At 50.7% G+C, this 25,999-nt stretch carries 26 protein-coding genes and 1 tRNA gene; 23 read left to right on the top strand and 4 right to left on the bottom strand.

Annotated elements, in window-relative coordinates:
• Window positions 1-5 precede the first annotated feature (5 nt).
• The 23 genes from EJE48_RS04015 (at window position 6) to EJE48_RS03910 (ending at window position 21,476) form a co-directional block, all read left to right on the top strand.
• Entirely contained in the window at window positions 6-956 is a 951-nt protein-coding gene (locus EJE48_RS04015) for a hypothetical protein (protein WP_117470815.1), read from the top strand.
• Window positions 953-1,363 carry a DUF6966 domain-containing protein gene (locus tag EJE48_RS04010; protein ID WP_002588992.1) on the top strand — a complete coding sequence of 137 codons (411 nt, stop codon included), beginning with the start codon at window positions 953-955 and terminating at the stop codon, window positions 1,361-1,363. Before EJE48_RS04015 ends, EJE48_RS04010 begins: the two co-directional genes overlap by 4 nt.
• Window positions 1,364-1,374: 11 nt before the next feature.
• Window positions 1,375-2,349: a hypothetical protein gene (locus EJE48_RS04005; protein WP_117470814.1), complete on the top strand. Its 975-nt coding sequence runs from the start codon at window positions 1,375-1,377 to the stop codon at window positions 2,347-2,349.
• Window positions 2,350-2,391: 42 nt separating this feature from the next.
• Window positions 2,392-2,862 (top strand): DUF4259 domain-containing protein, encoded by a 471-nt coding sequence (locus EJE48_RS12530; RefSeq protein WP_243107957.1) that lies wholly within the window; start codon window positions 2,392-2,394, stop codon window positions 2,860-2,862.
• A 3-nt stretch (window positions 2,863-2,865) separates the two neighbouring features.
• Window positions 2,866-9,084, top strand: coding sequence for an immunity protein Imm33 domain-containing protein (locus EJE48_RS04000; protein WP_243107956.1), 6,219 nt, complete (start codon window positions 2,866-2,868; stop codon window positions 9,082-9,084).
• Between the two features lie 15 nt (window positions 9,085-9,099).
• A complete protein-coding gene (locus tag EJE48_RS03995; protein WP_124984370.1) occupies window positions 9,100-9,963 on the top strand; it encodes a CbrC family protein in 864 nt (287 codons plus the stop codon).
• A gap of 9 nt (window positions 9,964-9,972) precedes the next feature.
• Window positions 9,973-10,524 (top strand): DUF4304 domain-containing protein, encoded by a 552-nt coding sequence (locus tag EJE48_RS03990; protein WP_006059611.1) that lies wholly within the window; start codon window positions 9,973-9,975, stop codon window positions 10,522-10,524.
• Window positions 10,525-10,550: 26 nt separating this feature from the next.
• Complete coding sequence (locus EJE48_RS03985) at window positions 10,551-11,087, top strand: SF0329 family protein (RefSeq protein WP_006059612.1); 537 nt, start codon at window positions 10,551-10,553, stop codon at window positions 11,085-11,087.
• An 11-nt stretch (window positions 11,088-11,098) separates the two neighbouring features.
• Window positions 11,099-11,458: a hypothetical protein gene (locus EJE48_RS03980; protein ID WP_006059613.1), complete on the top strand. Its 360-nt coding sequence runs from the start codon at window positions 11,099-11,101 to the stop codon at window positions 11,456-11,458.
• Window positions 11,459-11,473: 15 nt separating this feature from the next.
• Window positions 11,474-12,118 carry a DUF3885 domain-containing protein gene (locus EJE48_RS03975; protein WP_008723402.1) on the top strand — a complete coding sequence of 215 codons (645 nt, stop codon included), beginning with the start codon at window positions 11,474-11,476 and terminating at the stop codon, window positions 12,116-12,118.
• Between the two features lie 27 nt (window positions 12,119-12,145).
• The gene (locus tag EJE48_RS03970; RefSeq protein WP_006059615.1) at window positions 12,146-12,925 is read left to right on the top strand and encodes a hypothetical protein; all 780 of its coding nucleotides are present in this window, start codon (window positions 12,146-12,148) and stop codon (window positions 12,923-12,925) included.
• A 26-nt stretch (window positions 12,926-12,951) separates the two neighbouring features.
• Window positions 12,952-13,827, top strand: coding sequence for a hypothetical protein (locus tag EJE48_RS03965; protein WP_054354337.1), 876 nt, complete (start codon window positions 12,952-12,954; stop codon window positions 13,825-13,827).
• Window positions 13,824-14,702 carry a DUF4261 domain-containing protein gene (locus EJE48_RS03960; RefSeq protein ID WP_006059617.1) on the top strand — a complete coding sequence of 293 codons (879 nt, stop codon included), beginning with the start codon at window positions 13,824-13,826 and terminating at the stop codon, window positions 14,700-14,702. The genes EJE48_RS03965 and EJE48_RS03960 overlap by 4 nt, the downstream gene beginning before the upstream one ends.
• The gene (locus EJE48_RS12345) at window positions 14,703-14,843 is read left to right on the top strand and encodes a hypothetical protein (protein ID WP_006059618.1); all 141 of its coding nucleotides are present in this window, start codon (window positions 14,703-14,705) and stop codon (window positions 14,841-14,843) included.
• Window positions 14,844-14,871: 28 nt separating this feature from the next.
• Window positions 14,872-15,834: a helix-turn-helix transcriptional regulator gene (locus tag EJE48_RS03955; protein ID WP_118580284.1), complete on the top strand. Its 963-nt coding sequence runs from the start codon at window positions 14,872-14,874 to the stop codon at window positions 15,832-15,834.
• Window positions 15,835-15,965: 131 nt separating this feature from the next.
• Complete coding sequence (locus tag EJE48_RS03950; protein WP_117504955.1) at window positions 15,966-16,334, top strand: helix-turn-helix domain-containing protein; 369 nt, start codon at window positions 15,966-15,968, stop codon at window positions 16,332-16,334.
• An 11-nt stretch (window positions 16,335-16,345) separates the two neighbouring features.
• Window positions 16,346-16,960 (top strand): ImmA/IrrE family metallo-endopeptidase, encoded by a 615-nt coding sequence (locus EJE48_RS03945; RefSeq protein WP_002592912.1) that lies wholly within the window; start codon window positions 16,346-16,348, stop codon window positions 16,958-16,960.
• Window positions 16,961-17,064: 104 nt separating this feature from the next.
• On the top strand, window positions 17,065-17,613 hold the full coding sequence (locus EJE48_RS03940) for a hypothetical protein (RefSeq protein ID WP_003524838.1): 549 nt from the start codon (window positions 17,065-17,067) through the stop codon (window positions 17,611-17,613).
• A gap of 277 nt (window positions 17,614-17,890) precedes the next feature.
• Window positions 17,891-18,439: a sigma-70 family RNA polymerase sigma factor gene (locus tag EJE48_RS03935; protein ID WP_006059623.1), complete on the top strand. Its 549-nt coding sequence runs from the start codon at window positions 17,891-17,893 to the stop codon at window positions 18,437-18,439.
• Window positions 18,440-18,926: 487 nt separating this feature from the next.
• Complete coding sequence (locus tag EJE48_RS03925) at window positions 18,927-19,307, top strand: type II toxin-antitoxin system PemK/MazF family toxin (RefSeq protein ID WP_002569115.1); 381 nt, start codon at window positions 18,927-18,929, stop codon at window positions 19,305-19,307.
• A gap of 30 nt (window positions 19,308-19,337) precedes the next feature.
• Window positions 19,338-19,565 carry a helix-turn-helix domain-containing protein gene (locus tag EJE48_RS03920; RefSeq protein ID WP_002569114.1) on the top strand — a complete coding sequence of 76 codons (228 nt, stop codon included), beginning with the start codon at window positions 19,338-19,340 and terminating at the stop codon, window positions 19,563-19,565.
• A 104-nt stretch (window positions 19,566-19,669) separates the two neighbouring features.
• A complete protein-coding gene (locus EJE48_RS03915; RefSeq protein ID WP_117505328.1) occupies window positions 19,670-20,107 on the top strand; it encodes a helix-turn-helix domain-containing protein in 438 nt (145 codons plus the stop codon).
• A complete protein-coding gene (locus tag EJE48_RS03910) occupies window positions 20,085-21,476 on the top strand; it encodes a tyrosine-type recombinase/integrase (protein ID WP_007862346.1) in 1,392 nt (463 codons plus the stop codon). Before EJE48_RS03915 ends, EJE48_RS03910 begins: the two co-directional genes overlap by 23 nt.
• Window positions 21,477-21,824: 348 nt before the next feature.
• Here the strand turns inward: EJE48_RS03910 and EJE48_RS03905 are convergent.
• The 4 genes from EJE48_RS03905 to cdaA form a co-directional block, all read right to left on the bottom strand.
• Window positions 21,825-21,901: transfer RNA gene (locus EJE48_RS03905), tRNA-Arg, on the bottom strand.
• A 262-nt stretch (window positions 21,902-22,163) separates the two neighbouring features.
• On the bottom strand, window positions 22,164-23,513 hold the full coding sequence (gene glmM / locus EJE48_RS03900) for a phosphoglucosamine mutase (protein ID WP_118580281.1): 1,350 nt from the start codon (window positions 23,511-23,513) through the stop codon (window positions 22,164-22,166).
• An 18-nt stretch (window positions 23,514-23,531) separates the two neighbouring features.
• Complete coding sequence (locus EJE48_RS03895) at window positions 23,532-24,800, bottom strand: CdaR family protein (protein WP_016406771.1); 1,269 nt, start codon at window positions 24,798-24,800, stop codon at window positions 23,532-23,534.
• Window positions 24,797-25,660: a diadenylate cyclase CdaA gene (gene cdaA, locus EJE48_RS03890; protein ID WP_016406770.1), complete on the bottom strand. Its 864-nt coding sequence runs from the start codon at window positions 25,658-25,660 to the stop codon at window positions 24,797-24,799. The genes EJE48_RS03895 and cdaA overlap by 4 nt, the downstream gene beginning before the upstream one ends.
• Between the last annotated feature and the right edge of the window lie 339 nt (window positions 25,661-25,999).

Genomic DNA, 25,999 nt, shown 5'->3' with positions numbered 1-25,999 from the left:
ACACTATGAACAAACCTATAAAAGCCAAAAATCTGCCGTTGTTCTCCATCATTGACCTGAACCAGCTGCGCCGGGAAAACCATCTGGAGGGCACAGAAGTGACAGACTTTTTCACGGCAAGGGATGGAAAAGTCTATCTTCTCATGGAACAGCCGTCCGAAACACAGGGTAAGGACTGGCTCAGCACTCCTTCCACCTATACCGCAGTGGAAATCCAGCTGGATTGGGCGGAACAGCGGGTGCTGGAAATGACGCTGTTTCCTCTTGGCCTCTTGAAGTTCCAGTTCCATTATTTGCGGCCCGCAGGTGACCACTTCCTCCTGCTGGGGGCAAGATGCGCCTATCGGGAAAATGGCCCCGACCAGAACGCCTGGATCGTCAGCCGGGACGGAGCTGTGCTGTCCCGTTTCTGCCTGGGGGATGGCATTCAAGACTGTGTGGTAAAAAAAGATGGCACCATCATTACCAGCTACTTTGACGAAGGTGTATTTGGTAATTACGGTTGGGATGAACCTCTGGGCGCTTGCGGCCTGATTGCATGGACATCGGAGGGAACTCCTCTCTGGAAGAATGAGAAGTATTCCATCTATGACTGCTATGCCATCAGCCTGGACGAAGAAGAAAACCTGTGGTTTTATTATTACGATGAATTCCGGCTGGTGCGGACGAACTTCAAAGAGGACTTTGTATTTGAACTGCCAATCGAAGGAAGCGGAGCTTTTTCTGTTGCCCCGTCCGGCAATACCTTCCTGTTTCAAGGCGGATACCAGCAACGGGATAAATTCTACTTCCTTACCGCTCATGGTGATCACCTTGGGAAAAAACAGGAGGCTATTCCCACCTGTGACGGAAACAAGGTCGCTGTGGAGCAGTGCAGCCTGCTTCGCAGCCGGATGTTGTTCCTTGGAAAAGATGGTGTGCTCTATGGAGGTATTTGGGGGAGCGATGGCCAATGAAACAGTCTGATATTTATACCGAGGCTCTGACCTGTCTGCGCTCCATCCTTCTGGCAGACCATCCAGAGTTCCAAAACTGGATCGACTGGTTGGAGCGGGACATTCAGGACTGGAACCAGCGGCGGGAGGTTGCCCACCATCTTCGGGCATACGGAGGTATGGGCTCGTTCAACGACCTGCCCAGTATGCGTGGAAATCACGACTATATTTTCGACTTTCTCAAGTCCGTGTGCTATGCCTTCGGCCATCTTTATGGCAAACGGGAAGGCATTTCTCCGGAGGCATTGATGGAGGAGTGCCTGCACGATGTAGAGCAGGCAGCCTATCACCCCCATAAGGCACTGAACCAAGCCATTGCCCAGCACTTGATGCAGGGCGATTTACAGGAAAACCTGGATAGGCTGTAGGAGGACTTGTTATGAACAAAAGACTATTCCGCACCCAATTCAATCAAATGGAAAACATCGAGAAGCAGGTGCTGATGGAGAGCCTGGCTACCCGTTATGATATGACCTTTCTCGGTCTACATACTTTTGACCGCTGGGGCCAGAGCTGCACCACCGGCATCTTCAAGAAAGATGGTCGGGAGTTCGTCTTTGTCCCCGGCGATACCGTCACCCTGGGCTGGGAGCAGTTTGCCGTGGGATTGAATCAGGAGAGCCGGGAGGAATTGGAGTATCTGTTCCGAGAATGGGAAATGGAGCGGGACCCGGAGGAGATGATTCGGGAAAGCATGGCTCCTGTTCGGCAGGCGGCCATTGGACCCATGCTGGTGGGCCGGGAGCTGGAGGAAATTAACTGGGAGCCAGTCAAAATGGATGATCCCAGACTGACTGTCCACCCTGACTGGCTGAAGGAATTCCGTGATTTTGCCTGGAGTGACAGCAGCAGTCTTACCTTGCATCAGTCGGCCCGCATTGAGCGGACGGAAAAGGGCTTTCAGATCTGTATCTATAACCACACAGACTACGATGCGCTTCTTGCCATGCTGGAAAACAGGGGCTTCTCCCTGCCCACGGCGGACGAGTGGGCCTACCTGTGTGGCGGCGGGTGTCGGACCCTGTTTCCATGGGGAGATGGGTTAGACTACTCCATGCGTCTGCACTGGTTTGAGAACATGGATGAGGATGAGAACCGGCCCTATGACATGGAGGAGCCCAACTTCTTCGGCCTGTCCATCGCCTACGATCCCTATATGCGGGAAGTGGTGCAGGCTGATAGGCTTACCACCTGCGGCGGTGACGGCGGATGCAATATCTGCGGTGGGCTGGGCCCATTTCTCGGTTTCCTACCCTGTTCGCCCCACTGTAAGCCGGAAGTGCAGGAGGACAATGAACTAAACGGAGATTATGACTTTTATCGGCCTATCATTCGGCTGGAGAACCATGATTGACAATAGAAGCTTGATACAAAATAAAGAAAGAGAGGTGCCGACATGGGAGCATGGGGCATAAAAGCATTAGAGCGTGACGAAGGGCTGGATGTACTGGACATCCTCAAAAATGAATATGTACCGGAGCATCCGGTAATGGATCTGGGCGAGATGATCGAACTGATGAAAGAGGAAGTCATGCTGGGAGCTGACTTCTCACAAATCGACTTCCTCTTTGACAATACTGCGATGGCTCTGGCGGAGCTGTATTTCCAATGGAAGGATAATGGCAAGCTGGACTACGATCATGAAGAAGCTATATGGGATAAAGTCACCGGTTTCACAGCATCCAAAGAAGCCCTTGCTTTCCTGCTGCGGCAGCTCACCGACATCAAAAACGAGGTGCCGGACGAGGACGGCATCCGTGAGATTGTGGATCTTTGGAAGAACGAGGACAGCGGTGAGATCGCTCCTGTGTGGTCAGAGCATTTGGACTGGCTCATCAAGCGGCTGATCTCGGAACAGGAGGCATGACGCATGTATATCAAAAAATACTGGGGCAACTTTATTGGCGGTTCCGATGACAGTCTGAACCTTGTGGCATTTTTAGAGGATCAGAAAAAGGAGGAGATCCCCCTCAGCGAGATTTTCGCCAAGATTGGTCTGGACAAGCAGAACTGGGACTTCCGCCAGACCGTGGAGTATCTGGAGTTCACCCATTCGGACGGCGTGGAGATGGACTTCCACTTCGCCATTGATGTGGTCACCGACCTGGCCGCCATCCTGCTGGAGTGCAGCGTCAGTGGCAGTGTAAACCTTCAGGATCTGGACGAGTACAACACCCCCGCCCGCCGTATCCGCATCACTGCTACGCCGGAGGAGCACGAGGCCATGGACAAGGCCCTGGCGGACTTTGTCCATGCCCCGCTGGAATACGACATCAGCGAGATGATGGGCGAGGATGAGATCACGGATATGGCTTCTCAGGTGGAGATGCTGCGGAAGGAGCTGTACGAAGCCTCTGGCCGCAACCGGAACTACCATGTAAAGGCGGAAGATGTAAAAGATCTGCTCCCCGACTGGGAGGGTGCCGATGGCTGTATCGCCACCAACCGCATCACAGTGGAGGGCTGCAAGGTTGGCTACTGCTACAGGGAGAAGCCGGACGGCGGCTGGGACAGTGGCTGGCGCTTCACCGCTGGTGACGAGAGCGAGGCGTACATGGACGACCCCAACAACGCCGGGATCTACAAGCTGAACACAATTTGCAACGACGATCCCGACATCATTCCTCTGCTGAACACCCCCGCCCCCTGCGCCTTTGAGCGGGATGAGAACGGCGTGTTCCAGCAGATCAAAGACTGGAAACCGGATGAGGACGAGGAGGACCCTGATATGGACATTTTGAAGCAGTGCCAGAAGTGGCATGAGGAGGACAAACACCTGAAAATCGTTGACGCGCTGGAGGCCATCCCCGCCGAGGAGCGTACCCCGGAAATTGATATGGAGCTGGCCCGCGCCTACAACAATCTGGCGGACCCCAGCGAGCCGGAGGGAAGGAAGCTGCTTCACCAGGCACTGGAACTGATGCAGTCCCATGAGGAGGAACTGGGAGATACTTATTCCTGGAATTTCCGTATGGGGTATGCCTATTATTATCTGGATCAGGAGGGCCGCGCTCTGCGGCATTTTGAAAAAGCTCTGGAACTGCATCCCGGTGATGATCCGAAGCTCAACACCCGACAGGACATGGAGGAACTAATTGACTCGTGCAAGAAGGGTATTTCTCTGCCTCAGTTCTCGGAGTGCTTCCGGGAAAGGACAGAGGACTGGTGGGAAACCTTTGCCGAGATGGAAGCAGAGCTGCGCCAGATGATGGACGAGGACAAAGACCATACCCGCGGCGCAGAACTCGTGGCCCAAATGGAGGAAACCCTGAATTTGGTTTTTGACGAGATTTCCTTCGAGATTGGCTTCAACGGCGAAAAGCATGAGCTGATCCTCACCCCGGAGGGGGATAAGGTCAAACTGTTTGAGCTGGTCTACTTCCAGAAGCACGCCCCCAAGGAGGTGCTGGAGCACTGGAATATCCTTGTGGGCCGTCAGCCTTTCCAGAACATCGGCCTGCGTACTGAGGATGGCTGGGACATCTCCGGGGAGGATGTGCAGATCTGGCTGGAGGAGCAGGGTGAAAACAGCTTCGCCATCTCCGCCTACTGCGAAAAGCTGCTGCCTATGCTCCGGGAGGAAGAAGGCCGGGTCTGGTGGATGCTCACTACCTTCACCGACCAAGTGCTGGGCGAGATCTCCCACATGAGATACATAGACAGCTTTGATGTGCTGGAGGAACCCAAGGCAGAGCCGTCCTTCCTCCTGTCCCAGCTGCCCGACAAACTGCGGGAGCAGGGCCTGGAGCTCTCCACCGACCCGGAAGCCTATCTGGAGAGCTACCTTGGTTACAAAATGGAACCCAAACAGGACCCGGACGCCGATTGGCGGCTGGATGTAATGGCCGGTTCCACCTGCTGTGTGCCGCTCATCAACGGCTATCTGAATGCCGACAATGATTTTATGGACGATCTCCATGCCGACGGCGCGGTGGCGGGCTTCTTCTGCTATCCCCTGGATACCCTGCGGGAGGAGGAAGGCAGTCAGAAAATTTTCGACTTCCGGGACAAACTGGAGGAAGTGCTCACCGGCGGGGATGGTTCGGAAGTGCTCACTCTCACCGGCGGGGCTACCGGCCTCTACTGTGGCTATGTGGACTTCATCGCCTGGGACATCCAAGAGGCGCTGAACATGGCGAAAGAGTTCTTTGAAGGCACGGACATCCCATGGGCCATCTTCCACACCTTCCGCCGTGAAGCCGGTTCTGTACCCCTAAAGCAACAAGATGATGGGACAGAAACTGAGAATCAGGATGACGAGTTGGACGAAACGCTGACGGGCATGGACTATATTCCTTACACCCAACAGAACGCCGAATCCTTCTTCCAGCAGCTGGAGCAGTGGAACGACGAGGATGAGTACACCCGCTGTATCCAGGCACTGAATGCCATCCCGGAGAACTGGAGGAACTACCGCACCGCCTACGCCCTGGCCCGTGCACTGGAGAACTACGCCATCATCGGGGACCATGACGAAGGTACTTTGAAATCCAAGGGAGACAAAGCCCTTCTGAGGGCCATTGAGGTGCTGGAGTCCGTCCGGGAGGAAGGCCAGGACAAGGCGGAGTGGAATATGCGGATGGCCTATGGCTATCAGTATCTCTATGGTCAGGAGGAAAAGGCCATCCCCTACGCCGAGCGGTGGGCGGAGCTGGACCCCGAGGACGAAAATGCCCCGGCAGTAATTCGGGAGTGTAAGGCGGAGATCCGGAAACGCCAGCGCAGCCGGAAGAAGAAGGCCAAATTCGTGCCCGGTGATACTCCATTTGAGGGCTTCGACCTCACCAACTTCTGGGATGATAATTGGTATGCACTGAAAGAATATGTCAGTGATCCGCCTTCCGATGAGCTGATCGCCAGCGTGGAGGAGGAACTGGGCTACAAGCTGCCCGCCGCCTACATCTGGCTGATGAAGCAGCACAACGGCGGCATTCCGGTGAACACCTGCTATCCCTGCGATGAACCTACCTCCTGGGCAGATGACCATGTGGCCATCACTGGCATTTTCGGCATCGGACGAGAAAAGAGCTGCTCCCTCTGCGGAGAGCTGGGCAGCCAGTTTATGATCGATGAGTGGGAGTATCCTGCCATCGGTGTGGCCATCTGTGACTGTCCAAGCGCCGGACACGATATGATTTTCCTGGACTACCGAGCTTGCGGCCCCCAGGGAGAGCCTGCGGTAGTCCATGTGGATCAGGAAAACGACTACAAGATTACCCATCTGGCAGACAGCTTTGAGGAATTTGTCCGCGGACTGGAGCATGAATCCCTCTATGATCCGGATGAAGATGTAGAGGATCTTGAGGATGACGCCGACGAGGAGAAAACTGACTGTAAGGGCTCCTTTGCCGGGTCTGTGCTCCTCTCCAAAGCGGAATGGGACAAGGAGCAGTTGATCCGGAATCTACGGGAAGAATGGGGCATCGTAGATGAGGAGCCGGATGAGGGCGACGAAGATGATGAGAACAGCGATGACGCTGTGGTAATGCGGGTCGGCGGCATGATGCTGATCGTGACACTCTTCCACGGTCACATCCCGGACAATGAAGCGGAGATCAACGCCGAAAACAACTATATGTGGCCAGAGGCCGTAGAGGTGGCCAAAGCGCACAAGGCCCATATCATGGTGGCTGTATTGGGCGAGGAGGAAAAACTGCTGGAACGGGGCAAGCTGTTCACCAAGGCGATGGCAGTGTGCTGCAAGCAGAAATACGCCACCGGTGTCTACACCAGCGGCGTGGTATTTGAGCCTCGTTTCTATGAGGGCCTTGCCGATATGCTCAAAGAGGACGAACTGCCCATCTTCAACTGGGTTTGGTTCGGCCTGTACCGGAGCGAGGGGGGCCTAAACGGCTACACCTACGGCATGGATGTGTTTGGCAAGGAGGAAATGGAGGTGTTGAACACCGACGCTGAGCCGGAGGAACTGCGGGACTTTTTGGCCAGCCTTGCCTCCTATGTGCTGGCGTGTGATGTGACACTGCAAGACGGCGAGACCATCGGTTTTTCTGCGGACGATAAGCACACCATCACCCGCAGCCCCGGCGTCTCCCTGCCGGAGGAACAGATGACCCTGAAGATCGGTTACGAGCCTATAAAGGGAGATCCGGAGGATGACAGCTGCGACCACTCAGACAATGATGACACGCAGGATGAGGAAGAATTCAGTAATCCCGAAGTCTACACCGAGGAGGAGATGGAAGCCGTCGAGGGGCACATTGAGCAGTATTTCGGCAAGTTCGAGAATGTGTTCCATGAGCTGGTTTCTCCCGACATCCATGTGGACATCTGCGTGGTGCCGCCCTCTGAGGAGCGGGACTACTGCACCCTGGTCACCATGGGCATGGGCGCTCACCGGATGAATGTGCCGGAGGAACTGGCGGAATATAAGCTGGAGCGGGCGGAGCTGGCCATTGCCCTGCCTGCGGACTGGAAGCTGGATCAGGAGTCCATGAAAGACGAAAAGTGGTACTGGCCCATCCGCCTGCTGAAATCCTTGGCCCGCCTTCCCATTGCCAGCGATACCTGGCTGGGCTTCGGCCATACCATGGACAATGAGGAGGATTTTGCAAAGGACACAAAGCTGTGCGCCGCCATTCTGACTGGTCCCCAGGATACCGAAGATGGCAGCGAGGTCTGCATCCTGCCGAGTGGCGAGGAGGTCAACTTCTATCAGGTCATTCCGCTTTATGAGGACGAGTTGGACTATAAACTGGAACATGATGTAGACGCTCTGCTGAACAAGATGAGGGGGATCAGTTTTGTTGTAAACCCCACTCGCCAGAATGCGATCACCCGTGGCACCCTTTCCAATGATAATTTTGACGGTGAGATGGACGACGCTTCCTATCACCTTGAGAGCATTGAGGAGAAGGAACTGCCTATTGACCCCATCAATGCTTATAACCACATGGCCATCTACTTGCGCTGGTGCATGGAGCACGACCTGATGGGCGAGGACTTCCTGAAAGAATACAGCGAAGTGGCCAAACAGGTCAAAGCCGACCCTGCCAGCGTGGATCTGCGGGAGTTTATCCGGGATGAGCTGGACGGCTGTCTGTTCTTTGTGCTGTTCAATCAGCAAGGCCGTGCCTTTGCAGGCTATTACTACGGAGAGGGCGACAGTCCCTACTATCCTGCCGACATTGATGACTATGCCCTGAAATATTTTGGTCCGTCCCGATACCACTCCAATGAATTTCAACAGGAGGCATACTTATTCATCCCATTTGATGAGAAATACTATCAGACCATGGCTCAAGTGATTGAGGAACGCTTTGAAAACTGGCAGGGACAGGACTTCGACGAGGACACGCTGGAGCCTTCCGAAGTGGCTCATGCCATCATGGAGTATCTGGACTGCGAGTGTACCTATTTCCCATCCATGGCAGATGATGACCCCATCATGTCGGCATACAGCTACGCCCAGCGGCTGGGGGTACGGGAGGGCTTTGTTCCCGTGCTCATCAAGGCGGATGATGAAACGCTGTTGGAGTGTCTGGTGATGAACGCCGATCCGGAGCACAATGCGGACTTCTACGAATTTGACCTCAAAACAGTAGAGGAGTATCGAAAGAAGATGCTCTCCGCTCCCATCAAGGACGGAAAGGCGGTTCTGGAGGAATTGACCGGCCAGCGCAAGGAAGAAGCCGAGGACGATGACATGGACTGGGAGGCGGAAGTCCTGGGCGAGATGGAGGGCGGCTATGACAATGACCGCTTCTCCTGCTATTGGGATTCGGATAGCCACATGACCTATCCGCTCATTCTGGCCAAAATTCCGGTCAAGAACCCCTGGGAGATCTTCGCCTATCTGCCCTTTGGAAATTGGAATGAGTGCCCCGACACGCCGGACCTGATGGCAGTGGCGAAATACTGGTTCGAGCAGCATGGTGCCATCCCTGCCGCCATGAGCCACGATGAATTGGAGTTTGAACTTCCGACTCCGATCTCCAAGGAAAGAGCTATGGAAGTGGCTGTGGAGCAATATGGCTTCTGCCCAGATCTGGATCAGAATGAGGATGGAAGCATTGGCTCCTTGGCAGATGTCCTGTGGCAGTCCACTGTCTGGTATTTCTGGTGGGATTGATGGGAGGTGCGACCAATGACAGAATATCAGAAAACCTATATCGAACTAAAAAAACAGTTTGTTGCGACCAATGAAGGTCCAGACAATGTCCGCGCTCTATATACCTTCAAGGAAGAACTTGAGCAGAGTGAGGATCAGCAGGCCAAGGAAGTGCTGGTGGATGTATATGACCTGCTGGACTTTAAGAAGGACGCCTACGAACTGCTCTGCCAAATCGGAAATCGTTCCGATAAAAAGACCCTCAAGCGGCTGGGCACGCTGAAGGACTATGCGGAAAACTGGGGCAATCATTATGCTCTCCCCAAGCCCAAAACGCCGGAGGAAAAGCAGAAAGAGAAGGAACGGCAGGCCCAGCTGGGCCTGCCCGCCTTCCGGTATCACCCAAACCCTCTGGAAACTGGGGCTTTTGAGGAATCCGCAGACGGCGTTGTCTGCGACTGCTGTGGCAAGACGACCCATATTTTCTATACAGCCCCCTTTTACGCCGTGGAGGATATTGAGTATCTGTGCCCGGAGTGTATCTCCAGTGGCGAAGCAGCCCGGAAATATGACGGCTGCTTCCAGGACGATTGCTCTCTGGATAATGGTGTAGACGATCCAGAGAAGCTGGACGAGCTCATCCACCGAACTCCCGGCTACTCCGGTTGGCAGCAGGAATACTGGCGCGCCCACTGTGGCGACTACTGCGCCTACCTGGGCCATGTGGGTGCCAGAGAACTGCGGGCGCTGGGTGTGCTCGAGGAAGTGTTGGACGATCCCATGTGGGATGACGAACAGAAGAAAATGATTCAGGAATCCGTCAATGGCGGGCATCTGCAATGCTATCTGTTCCAGTGCCTCCACTGCGGAAAACACCTGGTCTGGATGGATTTTGATTGAGGTGGCAACATGGAGAAGAAGGATTTTCCCAAGGGAACCAAGCCCCGTGAGATCTTCGTCTATACCTGTGAGCGGATCGCGGAGCCTTTGAACCCGCTGGGCTACAAATACCGCAAGAGCAAAAATGACATCTACAAAAAAGACGGCATCTTTGTGTTCTCCTTTTACTTTTCCCCCTCCATCCGCTTTGGCTCCACCACTTTTACTGCCTTCTTCGATGTGAGTTCCCCGGTGATTGCCCAGTGGCGCAGTGAGCAGGAAGGGACGGAGGAAACCTATGATGGTATCGTGGGTACCTCCATCGCCCGGCTGACCCACCGGTATGATGACTTCCCCCGCTATGAGGTATCTACTCTGCTGGAGCGGGAACGCTCTATCCAGGAAATTTCCGGGCAGATCCAGGACTATGCACTACCATTCTTTGCCCGGTTTTCCAATCTGCCCAAGCTGCTGGACGATGTGGAACAGGAGGGGTTCTTCCCCCATCGGAAGGGGTTCGATGTCCCTAAGCGGAATCGGGAGTTCATCGAATGCTTCCGGGAGTATCTCCAAAAGCAGTAGGAATCAGCAGAAAGGAAACAACACCTATGTCAAACAGTAGAGTATCCACTTGGAGTGGAATCCGGAACAAATTGGAGAATGACTACCTGTGCCCGGCACTCCGGGGCCACATCCAGTATTTTGCCACCAGTTACAGCAAAAGCGCCGACCATGAGGGCCGGGCCGCCATTCGTGTGGACGGCGTGGAAGTGCTGCGGAGCAACTACTACACCTATTTTGAAAATGTGTGGACGAAATTTCATCACTTGCGCTCCACCACGCTGAAAGATCACGACTCCGCAAAAGAGGCCATCAATCAGGCTCATGCCTATGCGCTGGAGCAGGGCACCTTTGACCAAAAGGTGTTCTATGAGGCGTTTGGGATCTTTGACAACCAGAGCATCGAGAAAAGCCTTGTCAGCGAGAATCCCCTTGTCCGTATCTTTGCCCTTCTGGATCGCAGGCTTGGCAAGCGCCGCCTGCTGGCTTTGGAGGACTCCATGGAGCAGGAACTGGACTGGGTGCGGGCTTTCTATGTGATCCGGTTGCAGGCCGAAGGGCTGATGGAAGCGAATAACATTTAGGAGGAACCACCATGTCACAGATCGCGTCCTTTTATCTGATAAAAAATAACCAGCGGCAGGAGTTGTCCGACGGTGACTGCTCCGGCGCGGTCTATATGGCCATCTGGGACTGGTGTGAGAGCGAACTGGATCTGGATGTCCGTTTTCCTGCTCCCCAGACGGAAGACACCCTGGACTGCGCTCTGCTGGAGGGAGAGCTGGCGTCTCAACTGCTGGCAGCTCTGCGGGAGCAGGATCTCCCGGAGCTGGCCGCTGAAATTGCCCCGGACTGGGATCTGCCCACCGAGGCGGTGCAAAGCGGGCTTAATACGCTGCGCTCCCATCTGGAACTGGTGCAGGGCGATGCTGCTCTGCTGTATGAAATGACATGAGAACGGAGGGATACCATGCTGGCAAAGCGGTTTGAACACATTTTACATGATCTGGGCATGGCTGGGCTGGAACACCCTCTGTTCTACCATGCACCGGTGGGCATTCGTTTTAAGATCGGCGGGGAGGAACCAATCTATCTGGATAGGCGTGCGGCGAAGCTGAAAACCAACCCCGCTTATGTTCAGGGGGCGCTGGACCGAGCCGCCGCGATCTATCGGGCACTTCCGGCGGTGCCGGACCTTCTGCGGATCGACGGGTATCCCGATGAAGAACCCGCCGAGTCCCTGCTGACCGTTATCCGGCAGCGAGTGGGCCTCCCAGTTCCCGATGAACAACTTTCGGCCACAGAGCAGGATGAAGATGGGGATACCCATGCACAAGTGCAGTTTTACTGGGATCTCAGCAAGATCAGCTTTCAACCAGAGCTGCTTCTTCGGGAAATCATTCTGGGGGACATCGGCGGCTGGAACGGCTTTGTGTCCAGCGTCTATCTGGCTGGGCCGGGGCCGTTCCTCTACCATTTGTACGATGACCGTGGGCTGGATGTGCTGGGCGGCTCACAGAAGCTGCTATTGCCTCTCTATCATCAATTTCATGACTGGATTTTGGAATACGATCTGGAGAAGATTGACCAGATGTTCGCTCCAGCAAAAGAATGACTGCATAACAGAAAAGGAGACATTGCTATGGGACTTGATATTTACGCCGGGCCGCTGACCCGGTACTATTCTCACAACTGGAAAACTGTTGTTCAGCAGTGGGCGGAGGAAAACGGATACACCTTTAACCGGATCACCCCGGATGGAGAACCCGCCGACAACGAGGAGGAGCTGTCCCCGGCTGAGATCCAGGCGGCAGTGGAGGACTGGCGGGATCAGATCTTAGCCGCCATTTCCCAGCCGAACCAGCCGCACTACACTCCATGGCCGGAGGACAACGAGCGGCCCTATTACACCGATAAGCCGGATTGGGATGCCTTTGGCGCTATGCTGCTGGTGGCTGCCTGTCATACATACGAGGAACCGGTGCCTCTCACCGTGGAGAAGGACTGGGACTTCGGGGAGCATCCCCTGATTGCCCGCCTTGCATCGGACGAGGAGCGGGTGTGGTCCCTGCTTCGGGGCGCGACTTGGTGGCTTCCCCTCACCGACAGCTTTCTATTCCAAGGCCCTCTGCCCACCGATGATCAGACGATGATCGCCACCTTGGGCGGACTGCGGAAGGAGCTGGAAAAGCTGAACCAGCTGGCATGGCAGGCCGATGAGGACACTATCCTTGGTTGGGCAGACACGGAGGGATACCCGGTAGACGGAACCGTAGACTCAGATGGACAGTACAGCAAGGCAGACATCCCGGAACACACCCAGTATGACACCCAATCCTTGGCCAAGTTTGCCTTCTCCGTGTTCTGGCGGGCCATGCGGTTTGCCGAGGAGCAGCAGGTGCCTATCCTGCTTGACTATTAAAGAGAATTCGTCAGGGGGTGGAGACCGTGGAACAAAAACGGCCGGCAGATATATTTCAGGAGCTTCTGGACTACCTATGGAACGGCCTGGGCCTGGAGGAAAAGGGCTGGAAGCGGCTGAAAAAGGGCGACTTCAAAAAGAGAACAAAAAACGGCCTGACCTACCTGATCTGGTTTGATCGGAGGCGCTACAACTACATAGACTACGAAATCGGCCATGGAAATGTTGAGGTGGGCTTCACCTGTATCATAAAGCAGGGAGATGATTGTCTCTACTCTTTCAAAATAGAACCGACAACAGGCGGTTCGTTCTTTCGGATGCTGACAGAGGATCTGCGGTTGGACACCGGGCTGCTGGACACCTTCCTGCCCCTGATCCAAGCCCACTACCTTGACTTTATCTCTCACTTTGAGGTGGACCCAGCAGAGGCGCTCCAGCCGGTCTGCGCCCCCTTTATCCAGCCGGAGGATTACAGCTGGTGCATTCATGTGGATGAGCAGATGGTGGAACGGTACGGAACATCGGAGCAGCTGGCGGAGTACCGCCATCAGGCGGAATTGCGCGGAACGCCTGAACACAAGGCAAAGAACTGGATGGGTTCGATGTTGTTCCACCTCTCCCACGCCAATGATGTGGATCAAGCCTGGGCCTCAAGCCGCACCAGAGAGGAACTGGACCAGGTGGTGGAACCCTTTGTGCAGGCCAAGCGGCAGACAGGACAGTGGACACAGGAGGATGAGGCGGGCTATCAGCTCTACCGGCAGGAAACAGATCCGAAGAAGCGCACCTTTCGGGTATGGTATCTCATCGCCAACCCCCGCGGCCTGCCGAAAGAGTTTGTCCAGAAAGAGCTGGAGTTTCGGTGGAAACTGTTCCCAGAAAAGAAGGAGGAAACCAAATGAGCAATAAAGCTTTCCAGCAAAATCTGGACGACAAAAAAGGCCCCCAGCCCGGTGGCCCCTATCTCATTCAGATGCTGTTCAAAGAGCCGGTAGAAATGCCGGATAAAGAAAAAATGACTGCTGTAATGGAGAAGCACATCGGATCAACAGAGTGCTTCTGTTATGATAAGAAAATGGCTGGCTTTGCCGCACAGGAGCATATTGCAGAGTTCAAGGACGGAAAATGCCCGGTGCAGCTGATGGTGATGAAATGCGACAAGTTCAAGGGCAAAGGCTTTGATGCCTTCCTGATGAGCCAGATGTGGGACTGCCAGGAGGACCGGGAGCGGATCTTCCGGGAGTGCAAATATCAGGTGGTAGCCACCGATATGCTGGCTGCGACACTTCCGGCGCTGGAGCGTGCCAACCTGGATGCCGACTTTTTGGAGGCTCTTGCGGAGCTGTACCCCACCTGTGAGGCATTCTATTTCCAGAACTGCGGCAAGCTGTTTCTGGCAGAGGATGTACGCTCCCACCAGATTGAGGGTCCGGATCGGTTCATCCGCTTTGGGGTCAATGTCCGCTTCTTTAACATTGAGGGCACTGAGGATATGCTCATCGACACGGTGGGCATGAGTACCCTGTTTCTGCCCGACCTCCAGTACCACTTCCACGACATGGACCCAAACTGGGTGGTAAACCACGCCTATAATGTTGCGTCCTATATTCTGGAGCATGATAATCCCATTGGGGATGGTGAAACCATAGACGGCGTGGCGGATGGCCAGATGTGTCGGGAGATCCAGTGGAAGTGCCAGTATGAGGACGCCCTGATCCAGCCGCCCAGAGGGGTGCTGGACATCAACATGGGAAACTATGCTTCGGGAGGACGCTGAATGAATGGCGTTGTGCTCCTGGTAGGCGGACTTCTGCTTGTGGCGGTGATCAAGCTGATTATAGATCGAAATTGGATCGGCCTGCTTCTCTGTGCTGTCGCCCTGCTTCTGGTCTTTGGGGCTGGACACCATACAAAATAGGCCATTTTAAGAATCGAGGAGGTGAAGTATGCAGAATTCAACAAATATGCGGATACTGGAATTACTCCGGTTTCTCTATGAGCGGACCGATGAAAACCATCCCGCCACAGTATCTGACATCATTGCCCATCTGAATGGAAAAGGAATTCAGGCAGTGCGGCAGACTGTTTACGCAGATACCAATGCGCTGATCGATGCGGGGATTGATATTGTGGTGGTTAAGAGTACCCAAAACCAATATTTTATGGGAAACCGCCTGTTTGAGTATCCAGAACTGAAAATGCTGACAGACGCAGTAGCATCCTCGAAGATCATTTCTGCCAAGAAGTCTGAGGAGCTGGTGCAGAAATTATGCCGTCTGACCAGTCTACATCAGGCAAAGCAGCTTCAAAAATTTGCTGCTTTATCCAGCCGTGTCAAACCGTATAATGAAAAGGTTTACTACATCATTGACAATATCCAAACAGCGATTGGAAACCATCAGCAAATTCGGTTCCAATACTATGAATATACTCAAGAAAAAAAGAAAATCTTAAAGCATGATGGATATTATTATGTCGTAAATCCTTATGCGCTTGAATGGAAAAATGACCATTACTATTTGATTGGATTTTCTCTGAAGCATCAGAAAATTGCTCACTTCCGTGTAGATCGGCTAACAAGTGTAGAAAATCTGGAAACTTACTTTATGCCGATAGAGGGATTTGATGTAGCCTCCTATACAAATAAAATGGTTGATATGTTTACATCGGAGTCATCGAAGGAAGTAACCCTTCTATGTGAAAACGAATTGATGAGAGTAATCATAGATCATTATGGAGAAGATGCTGCTGTTGATAGGTATGATGATACACACTTCACAGCCAAAATTGAAGTGAACCCCAGTGGAACTTTTTATGGCTGGATATTCAAATTCAAAGGGAAAATAAAAATTCTCTCTCCCAAAGAGTGCATTACGGAAATGCAGCAAATCGCTCAGGAATTTATATAGCGCAAAAGAGGTGTTATTGATTTTTAACACCTCTTTTCAAATGAAATTTTTATCCTTGAAGTGAACAGATGTTCGATATACAATATAAGCAAGATGTTCGCAGTTCGTCGAACAAATGAGAGGTGAATGCTGTGGGCAATATAACTTTTGGATCATTTATAGCCGAGAAACGCAAGGCGCACAAATTCAATTTACGCGATACAGCCAAGCATTTGAATATTGCTTACGGTTATCTGTGTGATATTGAGCAAAGCCGCCGTCCTGCTCCCACTGGAGATTTTGTGGAACGCATCTCTGCCTTTCTGAATTTGGATAAATCAGAACATGAGTTGCTTTTGGATCTGGCTGCAAAATCACGCAATACAGTATCTGCTGATTTGCCAGACTATATCATGGAAAAAGATATTGTTCGGGCAGCCTTGCGTGTGGCAAAAGAAGTAGATGCTACCGATGAAGAATGGCAGACATTTATGAAAATGCTAAAGGAGCGTAAACGATAGGGGGGAGAGCTTTGTCAATTCCACAAATCCGTACAGAAGCAATCGAGGCAGTAGGGCGAAAAATCCTGATGGAATATGATCCCTCTCTGCTATCCGGGCAACCATGTCCTGTGCCAATCGAAACCATTATCGAGACAAAGTTTGATCTAATCCTGGAGTTTCATACACTAAGAAAAAACCCCAAGATATTAGGGGAAACAATTTTCGATGACGGTGCTGTTGTCTTATATGACCAGATACAGAGACAGTATCGAATGATTGCAGTAAGAGCCGGTACAATCTTAATTGATGAACGGCTTTGTGATCCGTCAAAATTAGGGCGGCTCCGTTTTACCTGTGCCCATGAGCTGGCTCATTGGGTACTACATAAGAAGTTGTACTCTGGTACTGGAGATGTTGCTGCTTATAACGGAAATGTTTCTTCCGACGAAAGTCATGGCATAATTGAGCGTCAGGCGGATACTCTGGCTTCTGCTCTGCTGATGCCTTTACCGCAGATCAAAAAATGTTTTTACCGGCTTAAAATAGGCCGGACAGATGAACAGCTCATTGCTGAAATGGCAAATATTTTTGAGGTTTCCAAGCAAGCAATGCAGATTCGTCTAAAATCCAGAAACCTGATATAACCAAATGGGGGAATAGAGAGAGGCACTGCCCTCTCTCACGCTCCTCTGCTATGCTATTTTGTACCTAATATGTTCGCAATATTGCGAACAAGGAGGGATGTTCTATGAGAAAAGAAAGCACAACAATCCAAAAATGTAACAGCAGGCTAACAGCTTTGGGGCTTAACAGCGACGCTGCGTTTCATAGAAGTAAGCTGATTCTAAAGATTTACCGTGATGTAGTCTGGGTTCTGAGTGAACGGGCAGAAGAATTACAAGAAACTGCTTGGATTATGGGAGAACAAGATATAGAGTCTGGCCTCTGCTATCTTGAAAATTTTGCACCAGATATTGAACTGCAAGCCTTTGAAGAAAAAGTTTGCTGCCTTGTTCAAAATCAAATGCTAGTCAATATTATTGACCGTGCACTCCTTCGTCTGAAACGGTATCCGGATCGAGGAGAACTTTACTATGAAATTTTGACTAAGCAATTTATCTATCGGTTCAACAGTACAGAGAAAGAATTGCTGGAAGAACTAAATATAGAGCGCAGTGTCTTTTATGACCGAAAACGAGAAGCCATCTATTTATTTTCTGTTTGCTTGTTTGGATATTCTATTCCAGAAGTCCTGGAGGAGCTGCCCCGACTAAATCCCGACAAATCCCCGACCTAATCCCTACTCCCTTCCGACTTCCGACCTGCTATACTTGTTATAGTGGCAGGAATGCGCTAAATTGAATACTTTTCTACATAAGGCCCGGCATTAACCGGGCTTTTTTCATTCCTGCTGCAATATGGCGGCAGGAACATGGCTGGAGGTGAAAACACTTCCGGCCTTTTTCTTTGCCCGGTATTAGGAGGCCGGTATGCGCTGGGAGGCGTACATAGCAAAATATCCATGACACCGTTCAAATTCGCTGACTACCAAGAATTTGAACGGAGGAAAGGATATGACGAGAGTATTCATTTGGAAAAATAACAGCCCACAGGAATGGGAGGAAATCAGTTTTTCAGCGTTCAGTAAGGCACGCCGCAATGGTTGCTTTACTGGGCGCTTTTTTGTTGAAACAGTCAAAATGTTCCGTGATGAAGATGACCGCATTATCATGGAATGTTCTCGCAAAGATTTTGAAAAATACCAACAGGAGGACCGCCACAGCCGCTATCTCCAGGAACATGAGAAAAGTCGCTCTATATTCCCGGCTTCTCATGTGGGAGATCGTGACGGCACAGAGGAAGGTTATCAGGATACAGATTTGTTTGTGGATGAATCTGTTGATACTGCGGAACAAGCTATTCAGAATTTACTTCTTGAGGATTTACACCAAGCTCTATTGAAACTGAGTCCAGCAGAACGAGATTTTATATTGTCCTATTATGAAATGAAAATACCAAATGCAACTTGTTTAGCCCAACGATATGGTATTACTCGGCAAGCCGCAGATAAGCGATTGAAAAAAATTGAAGAAAAAATAAAAAAGTTGGTTGCGATTTTCTAAAAAAGTGGCAGTAGCAAGTGAGAGGGAAATCCTTTCACTTGCACCTTGACAACCTCATATACGAATCATTAAGTTTGATCCTCTTTGGGCGTAATAGCCGCTACATCAGCGGTATATTTTCTGAGAGCTGCCACTCGCATAACAGGCCAACCCATTTTTGCTGTATAGATGAGTTTTCGGTTTATCAGAAATATATCAGGCTGGAATACATCGGATGGCATCCGGTCATGGCATAACAAGGAGGAAAGCTCTCTTACAGCCATAGTCCGAGCGTGATAATAACCGTCGCAGGCCATGGGTAAGACCAAACGAAGTGGAGGTGAAACTCCTGAGAAGCAGGCCAGCCACCTGCGGCTTAATGATTACCCAAATCCCTGGGGTGTCGTGGACAAGTAAGGGATAAAACAGGCGCTAAATTGAAGGAGACTCTGTAATTTGCAGAGCCTCCTTCTTACATAATCAAATCTCAAAACATAGGAGGATGAACATGAAAGAAGATTGGATTTATAAGCGTGGGGATTTATATTATGCCAATTTGAACCCTTATTTTGGATCAGAGCAAGGCGGCACCCGTCCTGTCCTGGTTCTTCAAAACAATGTGGGGAATTTTTTCTGCCCCACTTTGATCGTAGCTCCACTCACCAGTAAATGGATTAAGAAAAAGGAGCTGCCCACACACTATGCACTGGAGAGCGTTCCAGAGCTTGGACTGAAATCTGTTGTTCTGCTGGAGCAAATTAAAACGATTGATAAAAGGCGTGTTTTATCGTACATTGGGCGCGTATCTCGCGAAGAAATGAGAGCGATTGATGATGCTCTGCAAGTTAGTTTAGATATTCATATTCCGGAGGAAATGGAGGCTCCGTAAGGCCACTTACCGGATAAAGGAGGCGTTTTTATGTTTGAAGCAAGAATTGCGGAATTGAACCGCTTTAATGAACAAAATCCTGTCAGCTATGACAAAAGAACCTATACGGTCGATGAGATTCAGGACATTCTGGGTATCAGTCGTCCCACAGCATATAATCTGGTAAAACAGGGTGTATTCCACAGCGTCAGAGTCGGCGGTCATATCCGCATTTCCAAAAAGAGCTTTGATGACTGGCTGGATCACGCAGATGAATGATTTGTCAAGGATGCCGATCTCCAAATCGACATCCTTAACTTTTTTTCTGCTTTCTCTTACAATGAGGCCATAGCAAGAAAAACTTTATAGAGGAGGCAAAAGCCATGCAAAAACAAAGAGTAAAGACCAGTATGTCTGTACCAGAGATGGGCAAAATGCTTGGGCTTGGTAAAGTAGAATCCTACTGGTTGGTTAAAAAGAACTATTTCAAAACAATTCAAGCGGCCGGACGAATGAGAGTTATGCTGGATAGCTTTGAAGATTGGTATGCCGGCCAGTTCCACTATAAAAAAGTGGATGGTACACCGCCCGGAGAGAAATGGAGGCATACTACGATGTCAGTTCCGGAAATGGCGGATCTTTTGGGGCTGAAATCTGGCACAGCTTATGACCTTGTTAAAAGGGGCTATTTTGAGACGACCTTGATTGATCGAAGAATTCGTATCATTACCAGCAGTTTTGAAGCCTGGTATCAAAAGCAAACTCATTATGTGAAAATCTCAGAAAGGAGCAATGAAAATGGCATCTATCGTGAAGCGTAAAAGCAAATATTCTGTGGTGTATGATTACACAGATGAAAACGGAAAACGCAGACAGCGTTGGGAAACCTTCAGCACAAATGCAGAAGCAAAAAAACGAAAAAAGCAAATTGAGTATGAGCAGGACTCTGGAACCTTCTTTATTCCTACGGCAAAGACCCTGAACGATCTGCTCGATGAATATATGTCCATCTATGGTGTAAATACCTGGGCAATGTCAACATATGAAAGCCGCCGTGGTCTGGCGAGAAACTACATAACTCCTATTATCGGAGATATGTTACTATCCGACATCACTCCAAGGATGATGGATAAGTATTACCGTGATCTGCTCTCTGTGAAAACGGTAAGCGTCAACAACCGCAAACCCACAAGCGAATATCTGACCCCGCATACAGTAAGAGAAATTCACAAGCTACTTCGCAGTGCCTTTAATCAGGCGGTGCGTTGGGAACTAATCAGCCGTAACCCTGTCCTGAATGCGACACTTCCCAAAGAAGAACATAAAGAACGGGATATATGGACTGCCGAAACGCTGAGCAAGGCTATGGAAGTCTGTGATGATCCTATCCTCTCCCTTGCCTTAAATCTGGCGTTCTCCTGCTCTTTACGCATTGGTGAAATGCTGGGCCTTACCTGGGACTGCATTGATATTGCACCACAGAGCATAGAAAATGGTTCAGCTTATATATTCGTCAACAAAGAGCTGCAACGGGTTACACGAGGTGCATTGGACGATTTGAGCGACAAAGGTGTTATTAAGAAGTTTCCACCTTGCATAGCCAGTACCCATACTGCTCTGGTCCTGAAAGAGCCTAAAACCAAAACCAGTATTCGCCGCGTGTACCTGCCGAAAACAGTTGCCTATATGCTGGTAGAGAGAAAAAAAGAAATTGATGAGCTGATGGATCTGTTTGGAGATGAATACATCGACAATAACCTGGTCTTTTGCTCCAGCAATGGCCGTCCGATGGAAAGCCAGGTGATTAACCGTGCTTTCAATAAACTTATCAAAGAAAACGGACTGCCTCATGTTGTATTCCATTCTCTCCGTCACTCCAGTATCACCTACAAGCTGAAACTCAATGGTGGCGATATGAAATCCGTCCAGGGCGACTCTGGTCATGCTCAGGTAAAAATGGTTGCAGATGTCTACTCTCACATCATCGACGAGGATCGCTGCATAAACGCTCAGCGATTGGAGGAAGCATTTTACTCATCCAAGACTCCTGACCCTGTTGAAGATACAGAGCCTAAAACTGCGGATACTGCCGTCACTGAAAGTGATGAAAGTGATGCAGCGAAGATACTGGAACTGCTTAAAAATCCCGAAACTGCCGCACTGCTCAAGCAGCTGGCAAAAGCTTTATAAAGTCCCTCCCTCAGAAGAACGCCTCTCACTTTGTGAGAGGTTTTCTTCGTTTGAACCACTTTGCACAGTGACCAAACACTTTTTTTGTTAGCAAGGTTCTGAAAGCATTTTTGAGCGATGTTAGCAAATTCGCGATTTTGTTTGCAACTTCCTCTAATTTCTGCTAACAAATGTTTGCAAGTTCCTTTGGTAAAAATCGAACCTCTGACTTACCGCCTTTCTTAGCAAAAGGCCAAATCTCGTTAGCAAATGTTAGCAAACCAAGGTTTTTTGCAAAAAAGCCACAAAAGCCGCAGAAATAAGAAAAGCCGAAAACCCTGATAAATCAAAGGTTTTCGGCGTGTTTGCTGGCGTCCCTGGCGGGATTCGAACCCACGGCCTTTCGCTTAGGAGGCGAACGCTCTATCCTGCTGAGCTACAGAGACTTATATTAAATTGAGACTGGCAACGATCACTTTTCCCCGTAAGGCAGCTGGTAGAGCACAACCTTAGGAGGGGGACGCTCTATCCAACTGAGCTATTGGCGCGTATATCAAATGAAATTGTAAATAGTGAGGATTGAACAACCGCTTAGGGAGCGTGTGCTCTATCCAACTGAGCAGAAGGACAGCATGGTCGGAGAGTTCTCCGACCTATATTCCAATCTATATTGTAACGGGAAAGGAATTTTCTGTCAATCCTCAGAAATCACTGCAAACGTTCTTCGATGAGCGCAGCAAGCTTTCTTGCCTCTGCATCCATTTTTTTAATATCTGTCCCTTCAATCATCACGCGTACCAGTGGCTCTGTGCCGGAGGTACGAATCAGCACGCGTCCGTCCTGTGCGAATTTTTCCTCCAGCTCCGCAATCCCTCTGCGTACCACATCATCCTCCATGTAGCTGTTTTTCTTTGCATTATTCACGCGCGCATTGACCAGAACCTGTGGCATGGTCTGCATAATGCCTGCCAGCTCGGATGCCTTCTTGCCGCTGCGTTTCAGTACGGAAAGCAGTTGAATGGCAGTCAGCGTGCCATCGCCCGTAGTGTTGTGGTCAAGGAAGATAACATGACCGCTCTGCTCGCCGCCGATGTTGTAGCCATCCGCAAGCATCCGTTCCAAAACGTATCTGTCCCCGACAGAGGTCTGCAAAATATGGATATCCTTTTCCTTGCCCATCATCGTCAGCCCAAGGTTGGACATCACCGTCCCGACAATCGTATCCTTCGCCAATGCGCCTCTTTCCTTCATATCCAGACCGCAGATGGCAAGAATCTTATCCCCGTCGATCAAGTTGCCCTTTTCATCCACAGCCAGACAGCGGTCAGCGTCCCCGTCAAAGGCGAACCCGATATCCGCCCCGTTTTTCACAACCATTTCTTTCAAATCATCCATGTGGGTGGAGCCGCATTTATCATTGATATTTGTGCCGTCAGGCTCATTATGGATGATGCACAGGCTTGCGCCCAAATCAAGCATGGCAATGGGAGCCGCTTTGTAGGCTGCCCCGTTTGCACAGTCCAATGCAACCTTGATGCCGTCAAATTTTTCGGTGGTTGTCCGTGTCAGAAATGCAATATAATCATCTAATGCATCCTCGGCATATTCCTTCGTGCCAAGCCCAATGCCGGTAGGACTGGGCAGAATTTCCGGATGACTCATGATAATGTTTTCGATTTCATCCTCCAGTGCATCGCTCAGCTTATAGCCCTGATTGTTGAAGAATTTAATCCCGTTATATTCCACAGGGTTATGGGATGCGGAAATCATAACACCTGCATCCAGTCTGTATTTTCTTACCAGATACGCAACCGCAGGCGTGGGGATCACCCCTGCCACAACTGCGTGCGCGCCGACAGAGCAGATGCCGGAAACCAGTGCGCTTTCCAGCATATCCCCACTGATACGGGTATCCATAGCAACCAGAATACGGGGGGCGTGCTTTGTTTCCTTTGTCAGCACATACGCACCGGCTCTGCCTAAGCGGAACGCCAGCTCGCCTGTCAATTCTGTGTTTGCAACACCTCTTACGCCGTCTGTACCAAATAATCTAGCCATTTTTCTTCCTCCAAAACCTTATTCGTTCGCCGATGCACTGCCGTCACCGGAAACGGTTACATCAATATAAACAGGGCTTGCGTTCAAGCCGTTGGGCAAATCCAGATGCACCAGAACTCGATGCGTCCCTTCGGACATGCCGTTTACATGCACACTGCCATTCAGATCCTCTGCGCGCAGTCCGTTCAGGCTGCTGCTGTCGCCTGTAACGGTGACATGTGCCGTCCCGAAAGAGTAGGTCTTGCCGTCCTCCTGCCCCAGAATGGTTAAACGGGATTCATCCAGTGTGAACTGCTTTCCTTTCTGCGCCGTCTCGATGGCAACCGTTACCTGTACGCTGCTGCGGTTGTCATCATTTAAGGAAATGCCGTCCGGCAGATAATTTTCCAGATTGAATGTCTTTGTCACTGCGGCAGTGCGCCCCGAAACGTCAATGCTGTCCAGATGAATGGAAAGCAGGGCATCCAAATCCTCTTTAGAGCCTGTCACCTCTGCATATTTCGGCGAGCAGGAAACCGTGCCGACCTGATAGCCGTTTGCAGGCGTGCCTGTGATATCCACCTGAATCGGCACCTGCTTTGCATCATGTACCGCATAGGAAACCGTTACCTCGCGGATGTTCAGCGAAACGCCCGTTACCTCTGCGCCATGGTAATCATAGCAGGCAAGCTTTGCGTGAATATCTGTATTTTCTTCCAGCTCCTCCGCGTTGATGATTGCCTTTACCTTCGCAACCTGCCGCACCAGAGATACGGGACCGGAAACGGTTACGGTCTCTGCGCTCAGAACAGGGTCGGAAAGGGTAATGTCACTGTCGGGCTTGCCGTTTAATTCTACCTCAATGGGAAATTCCTTTGTTCGCAGGGTTTCCACCTGTGCCTCCACAACGGCAGGTGCCTTGCTGCTGATGGCATAGGCTGTACCGCCCTGATCAATGGAAACATTGACGGGCAGCGCAACGGAATCCCCGTTCACTGCATAAGCCAGCTCGGATAAATCCACCGAGGCGGTAATCCAGTCGGGGTTCTGGCTCAGTCTGTCCAGTGCGGTTCGCTGTGCCTTCACCTTTACGGTAATTTTTGTGTTTTTCAGCTCCTCCGCATTGCCGACGGTCAGCCCGCGGGAGGTCAGTGTATCCATATTTTCCAAGGTTAAAGGTCTGCTGTAGCTGCGCGTATCCACAGGCTGCGTGATGTTGATTACCATAAACCACATGGTCGCGGCAATGGCAATGGAAAGCAGCTTCCAGCCAAGATCCTTCGTCAGTAATTCCTGAAATTTTTTCATTCTTTCTCCTGCCGTCCTTTCCAAATGGTTGCAAATGTCTTCTTGCTGCCTTCCTTGCGCGGCTGAGAAATCATATTTTTCAGCTGCTCAGGGGAGAGGTCACGGTAAAGCACGCCGCCCCTTGCCAGAGAGATGGCGCCGGTTTCCTCGGAAACCACAATAACATACGCATCGGAAACCTCGCTTGCGCCGATAGCGGCTCTGTGCCTTGTGCCAAGCTCCATGCTGACCTCGTTGCTGTCCGTCAGGGGCAGAAAGCATGTAGCGGCGGCTACGCGGTTGCGCCGCACAATCACTGCGCCGTCATGCAGTGGTGTATTGTGTTCAAAAATATTGATGAGCAGCTGACTGGAAACGATGGCATCCACAGGAATCCCCGTGCGTTCAAAGTCTCCAAGAGGAACCTTCTGCTCAATCAGGATTAAGGCACCTGTTTTCACAGAGCCCATTTTTTCAGCAGCCTTCACAATTTCATCCACGGTTCGTTGTGCAGCTTTATCATCGGTTTCTTCAGAGCTTCTGGCGAAGGCGGTGAAGAATTTTCCTTTGCCCAGCTGCTCCAGTGCCTTTCGCAGCTCCGGCTGGAATACAACGATAACCGCAATGATGCCGACGGAAATGGTGTTGGAAAGAATCCAAAGAATCGTATTCAGCTTTAAGAGCATGGCAACCGCCGCAAGGGCGAAAATAACCAGAATCCCCTTGAACAGCACCCACGCGCGTGTTTCCTTGATCCAGAATATGATTTTATAAATAATATAGGCAACAATGAGGATATCCAGAATATCGGAAATGCCGAGGGATGGTCTTGCGAATTCTGTGATTCCGAGGTTGTCGAAAATGTTTTTGAAAACTTCCATCGTTCACACCCTGTCTATGCTTGTTTTCTCTGTCATGAAATGGTAAGATGTACTTCGTTCGGTACATCAATATGGGCGCAGAAGCCCAATATTTTTCATTATAGCATAAACTATGACAAAGTAACATGAAAAGATGCGGAAAAAATGAAACTTCTTTTCCTATTTTTCCTATGAAAATAGAATGTATATGATTTTTCTATCGGTTTGCTAAAAATATCGAATTGATGTAAAATTCCTGAAAATCATTTCTATGTTTTGGTTGTTTTTGTTTTTGTACAAAAGGCAGAAGGGATTGACTTTGTTTATTTTTTGTGTTTTAATAACGGTATGAAGGAATAT

Origin of the sequence: Anaerotignum faecicola, from assembly GCF_003865035.1 — a bacterium.
Classification (GTDB): domain Bacteria; phylum Bacillota; class Clostridia; order Lachnospirales; family Anaerotignaceae; genus Anaerotignum_A; species Anaerotignum_A faecicola.
Note: the sequence above shows the minus strand (reverse complement) of the source record. Positions and strands in the feature narration are given on the sequence as shown.